Origin of the sequence: Caballeronia sp. (genome assembly GCF_028292365.1) — a bacterium.
In the GTDB taxonomy this organism is placed as follows: Bacteria; Pseudomonadota; Gammaproteobacteria; order Burkholderiales; family Burkholderiaceae; genus Caballeronia.
Genome location: NZ_JAQGMM010000206.1, coordinates 1 through 5,410, shown reverse-complemented (window position 1 = coordinate 5,410; position 5,410 = coordinate 1). Strand labels below are relative to the sequence as shown.

At 57.0% G+C, this 5,410-nt stretch carries 3 protein-coding genes and 1 pseudogene; 1 reads left to right on the top strand and 3 read right to left on the bottom strand.

Annotated elements, in window-relative coordinates:
• Positions 1-358: 358 nt before the first annotated feature.
• Complete coding sequence (locus tag JWR14_RS12740) at positions 359-1,540, top strand: porin (RefSeq protein ID WP_299706839.1); 1,182 nt, start codon at positions 359-361, stop codon at positions 1,538-1,540.
• A 543-nt stretch (positions 1,541-2,083) separates the two neighbouring features.
• Here JWR14_RS12740 and JWR14_RS12735 read toward each other — a convergent pair.
• The 3 genes and pseudogenes from JWR14_RS12735 to JWR14_RS12725 all read right to left on the bottom strand — a co-directional run.
• The gene (locus JWR14_RS12735) at positions 2,084-4,483 is read right to left on the bottom strand and encodes a xanthine dehydrogenase family protein molybdopterin-binding subunit (protein ID WP_299706836.1); all 2,400 of its coding nucleotides are present in this window, start codon (positions 4,481-4,483) and stop codon (positions 2,084-2,086) included.
• Positions 4,477-4,977 carry a (2Fe-2S)-binding protein gene (locus JWR14_RS12730; protein ID WP_299706833.1) on the bottom strand — a complete coding sequence of 167 codons (501 nt, stop codon included), beginning with the start codon at positions 4,975-4,977 and terminating at the stop codon, positions 4,477-4,479. Before JWR14_RS12730 ends, JWR14_RS12735 begins: the two co-directional genes overlap by 7 nt.
• Positions 4,970-5,410: pseudogene (locus JWR14_RS12725) on the bottom strand (xanthine dehydrogenase family protein subunit M); the annotation flags it as partial. The gene JWR14_RS12730 and the pseudogene JWR14_RS12725, both read right to left, overlap by 8 nt.

Below are 5,410 nucleotides of genomic sequence, written 5' to 3'. Positions count from 1 at the left end.
CGGGTCTCGGTCTTAGCATGGTCTCAGCGGTGATCCAGGTCCACAACTTCACCATGAAGATCGGCAATGCAGAGCCTGGCACTCGCGTGACCATAGAGTGCTGGTCGTGAACGCTCGATTGAACCGCAGCGGTTCCTTCAACTACCTCGAATCGAAACTGAAAGGCTTTGTCGATGCAAAATTTGTACTGTGATCCCGGCATTGGCGGCAAACTGTTACCCCGCTCAACTCAACACGCCTGCTAGGATTTAGACGGCCTTACTATTTTATGGCGCGCACGCGGCAAGCGCCTTTTTTATTGGTATCGCTATATGTAAGAATATATAGCGATACCAGTTTATGAATCGGACTACGAATCTTGAAAGCGGAAATGGTTAAACGGTTTTTTTCGGCGGCTGTTTTATTTCTCTGGACGGGAGCCAGTTATGCACAAAGCAGCGTGACGCTTTACGGGATCATCGATACTGCGGTGATTTATGGGAACAACGAGAGTACGGGGCAACCAGGCGTGGGCCACCCTGGTGTCGAGATGAACAGCGGTGGCATCAGTGGGTCGCGATTTGGCTTTCGCGAAACGGAGGACCTTGGTGGTGGGCTCGCCGCTATTTTCGATCTCGAGGACGGCTTTTCCAGCGCCAATGGCAAGTTAAGTAATACAGGCGTCCTCTTCGGGCGGCAGGCGTATGTCGGCTTGCGTTCGACACAGTATGGGACCGTCACCCTCGGGCGGCGCTATGCTTTCATGTCCGAATGGGTGTCGCCGTTGAGCGCTGAGGGGATTGGATGGGGCGGTAATCTTGCCGATCACCCGTTCGATAACGACGATATGATCCGGCATCAGAGCGTCAACAATTCGATAAGATTCGACGGCGTCAATTACAACGGTTTTCAGGCGGGTGGCATGTACGGCTTCTCGAACGAAGCAGGCCAGTTCTCTAATAATCGGGTCTATAGCTTTGGTACCCGGTACGCGAATGGGCCGGTGTCGCTGGCGGCAGGCTTCGAGCAAGTCGATCGGTCTGCCAACTCGGCTGACGTGAACGCGAACGGTGCCGAGAGCAGCGACGACTCTGTTATTAACGGCGGTCGGGAACAAATCTGGGGGGGCGGAGGCAAATACAGTTTTGGGGCCTCGTCTGTGGGCTTCGTATGGACGCATTCGGCCTTTAATAACGTCACCAGCGCGTATGGCGAGGGTGGTGCTTTTCCCAGCGGCAATGGCAACAATCTTCGGTTCGACAACTTCGAAATCAATTGCCGGTACTTTGTGACGCATGCTTTGAGTCTTGCAACGGCGTACACACTGACCGATGGACATTTCGATTCAGGAACCGTGCATCTCAATCCTAAATGGCACGAGGCCATCGCCCAGGCCGACTATTCCTTTAGCCGGCGCACCGATGTCTATCTGGAAAGCCTCTACCAGGTCGTCACCGGGGGCGGCGGTATGGCGATGTTTAACGCATCGATGTTCAACGTCCCGCCGTCTGCAAACAATCGGCAGTTGTTGTTCGTCATGGGGATGCGCCACCGATTCTGACGTCTTGGAGCGAACGATGACGCCGCACTATGACGGCGTACCGGGGCATGAGAACGAGCCTGTCGTCGTAGCGGTATTCGATATAAGTCCGGTTGAGCTGCAGCTTTCGGATCCAGGCAAGCCAGCATGGCGCCGGGGTGATTCGGTTGTTGCCACGGCGGCCGCAAAACTCGGCGAGACTCACAGGACAACCAGAGGTAACAGGCGGCGACAGCGCCAAGGTCATGTAGCGTCTTGCCAGCCTCTGACCTGCTGCCTTGCGCAAATCTCACGGTCCCGGTTCTTTTGATTGTTTGCCCGCCGCTGCATGGTTCGGTAACCTAACAGATTTACACTGACGGGGCAAAAACCACGTCACAAGAAAACCTAGATTGCGCTTTGTTCATGTTCAGCGTGGTAGTCCTTGCCGTACTTGACGAGGACTCGCTTGGAGCATCATTGCGCGGCTTCCCTGCTGTGAACGGCCCCTTCAGGAAATCGCGAAGGGCAGCAACGGGTGGCTACGCCCGCAAGCATGTCGCGCCGCATTTGCACGACGTCCAATCATGCGCGACCTGGTTTTACTTTTCCAAGCGCCACCAGGATCTTCTCGGGCGTGATGGGTTGTGACGTGACTCGGGCATGGAATGGCGTGAGGGCATCATTTATTGCGTTCATCACGGCTGCCGGTGCCCCTGCCGATCCCGCTTCCCCCGCCCCTTTAGCGCCGAGGGCCGAAGTCTTTGTCCGCGTCTCTACGTGAGCGATTTCGATGTCCGGCATTTCGGAGGCCATCGGCACAAGATAGTCTGCCATGCTGCCATTTTTAAGAAGACCTGATTCGTCGTAAAGACATTCTTCGAACAGAACTCCGCCAATGCCCTGCACGACCGCGCCACGAATCTGTTCGTCCACCAACATCGGGTTAATCACGCGTCCGCAATCCTCAACGACCCAGTGCTTCAGCAACTTCACCATGCCAGTATCCACGTCGACCTCAACGTATGAGACATGTACGCCGTTGGTAAATACGAATGGATAGTCGCGCTGCGAATAGTGTCGTGTCGCGGATAGCTCAGGCTGGAAATCCCTCGGCAGAGTGTCCGGGCGAAAATAGGCCTTACTCGCCAGGTCTTTAAGGTCGATCAGAAAGGCGCCGCTTTCTGCGTCCATCACCTGTCCGTTGAAAAGCTTGAGCCCTTCGGGCGAGCACTCGTGTACAGCAGAGGCAAACTCAATTAACTGCATCCCCAAGGCGTTCGACGCCTGAAGCACAGCCTCACCGCCTATGCCGGCCCCTCTTGATGCCCACGTCCCGCCACCATATGGCGTGACTGACGTGTCACCTGTAATGACGCGGACCCGGTCGATTGGCATCGAAAGGGCGTCCGCAGCAATCTGGGCGAAGATGGTCTCGCTGCCTTGACCCTGCTCCCCAACGCTCACCATAACTGTAATGCCGCCACCGGCATCCAGACGGACGGTTGCCCCGTCCTGCGCCGCGATGCGCGCACCACCAATGCCATAGAATGCCGGGCCGGGATTGGTCAGTTCGACCATCGCAGCGATGCCAATTCCGCGAAACACACCGTCTTCCCGCAAACGACGTTGCTCGTCGCGGAGCCCGTCGTAGTCAGCCAGTCTTTCAATACGGGCGAGGCACGCGTCATGAGAGAGTCCTTCAAGCTTGATCCCGGATGCCCCCGTGCAGGGATAGGCATCGTCATGCATCACGTTCATTTTTCTGAACGCGAGCGGATCGATCCCGAGCTTTGAAGCGGCCAGGTCGACAATCCCCTCGGTTACGGCACATGCGATTGGATGTCCGACTCCACGGTACTGGCTCATGGGAGGCTTGTTCTGGAACACGACGCGCAGTCGCGCTCTATAGTTTTCGTGCTGGTAAGGACCGCCCGTGATGTTAAGAACCTGATTGCCCTCGATACCGCTCGTCCGCGGATACACTGAATAAGGTCCAACGCCGGTAAGATCGTCGATTTCGAACGCCAGGATACGGCCGTCTTTTGTCGCGGCGAGCCTTGCCTTTACAAGATGGTCTCGCGCATGGACATCGCTCGTGAATGACTCGAGTCGGTCGGCAACGAACTTGATGGGACGTTTCAGGAGTTTCGACAGAGCTACCGTCGCGAAGTCATCTGGATAGGAGTGCACCTTGATTCCAAATGACCCTCCCACGTCCTTGCAGATGACGCGAACCGATGTTTCCGGAAGGTTCAGATGCCGGCTGTACAAATCCTGCATCATGTGTGGCGCCTGATGCGAGTGGTACACGGTCAAAGTAAGATCGGCAGCGTTGAAGTCGGCTAGTACCGAGCGCGTCTCCATGGTCACGCCGGTGTGGCGTCCGAACCGATACGACTCTTCAACGACAACATCAGCACTCGCGAACGTAGCATCCACCGCTCCATTGTCGATTGTTCGCGTAAGGCACAGGTTATCGCCCAGCTCCGGGTGGATGAGGGGCGAGTCGGGGTCCAGCGCCCGCTCCATATTCGCGACGACGGGCAGCTCGTCCCATTCAATCCGCAGGTAGGCGAGTGCATCTTCAGCCTGATGCCGGGTTTCGGCGACCACCGCAAAGACCGGCTCGCCTTGCCAGCATAGATGTCCCCGTGCAAGGGGATATTGCGGCGGGGACTTCATGCCGGCCAAGTGAGCAAGCGTACCCACCCAAGGAGTACAGATATCGGCGATATCCTCCGCTCCGAATACACCTATCACGCCAGGCATCATCGTGGCAAAGCTCGCGTCGAACGAGGTAATGCGGCCGTGCGCAATCGGACTGCGCCAGTAAACAACGTGGGCCATGCGTGGCAGCACGATATCGTCCACGTACACGCCTCGGCCCTGCAGTAATCTCAGAGCGTTCGGTCTCGGCACAGACGCGCCGATGTAGCGCAGTTCCTCAGCGATACGCTGTTCGCTTTTCGTTGGCGTCAGCATTTTTGCTCTCCGGCAACGCTTGCGGAGCGAGCGCTCAGAACGTCCTCAATCGCGTCGACAATGGCTTGGTAACCCGTACAGCGACAGTAGTTGCCCGACATGAACTCCCGGATCTCCTCACGACTGGAATTCGGCCTGGTCGCAATCAGCTCCGCTGCTGTGAGCAGCATACCTGCCGTGCAAAAACCGCACTGCAGGGCGTTGCGCGCATGAAAGGCCGCCTGCAATGCAGCGAGATCGCCACGGTCACTTGCGCCTTCGAGGGTTTCAACCGTGCAGTTTGTCGCCCGGACGGCGAGCACAAGGCAACCTCGCACCATCTGCCCGTTCAGACGGACGGTGCATGCCCCGCATACCCCATGCTCGCAACCAACGCGAGCCCCTTTAATCTGCAATTCATCCCGCAAGAAATCAATCAGGTGCATCCGCGGTTCGACTGTCGTTGTCACGCTCTTGCCGTTGACAACCAGCCGGACAGGTTGACGTTCAATCATGTTCAGGCACCTCCAGCTTCTGAGCCAGTTTCGCCAACAATCTCTCGAGGGTAACCCGCGCGAGGTGGAGCTTGGTTTCGGCCGAGTTATAGAGATCGCCTCCGGGAGTGATATCGAGCGCCCGCGCAAAGCTTGCCGCCGTAGCACGCGTAAGTGGTGCCGTTTCTAGTTGCTGCTCGACCGCATGCGCCCGGTCCGGCTTGTTACCCGTACCGAGGAAGACAATCCGTGCATCTTTGAGAAAGCCCGCTTCCGAGGCGTTACCTGTAATGGCTGCACCAACGATGGCGTAATCTCCATGACGCCGGGTCAATTCATCGAATGCGTAGAGGGATTTTGGCCCCTTGAGAGGGATGTCCAACGCGACGATGATTTCGCTCGGGCGTAGCGCAGTCGTGTAGAGATCGATAAAGAACTCGTCCGCCGGGATTCG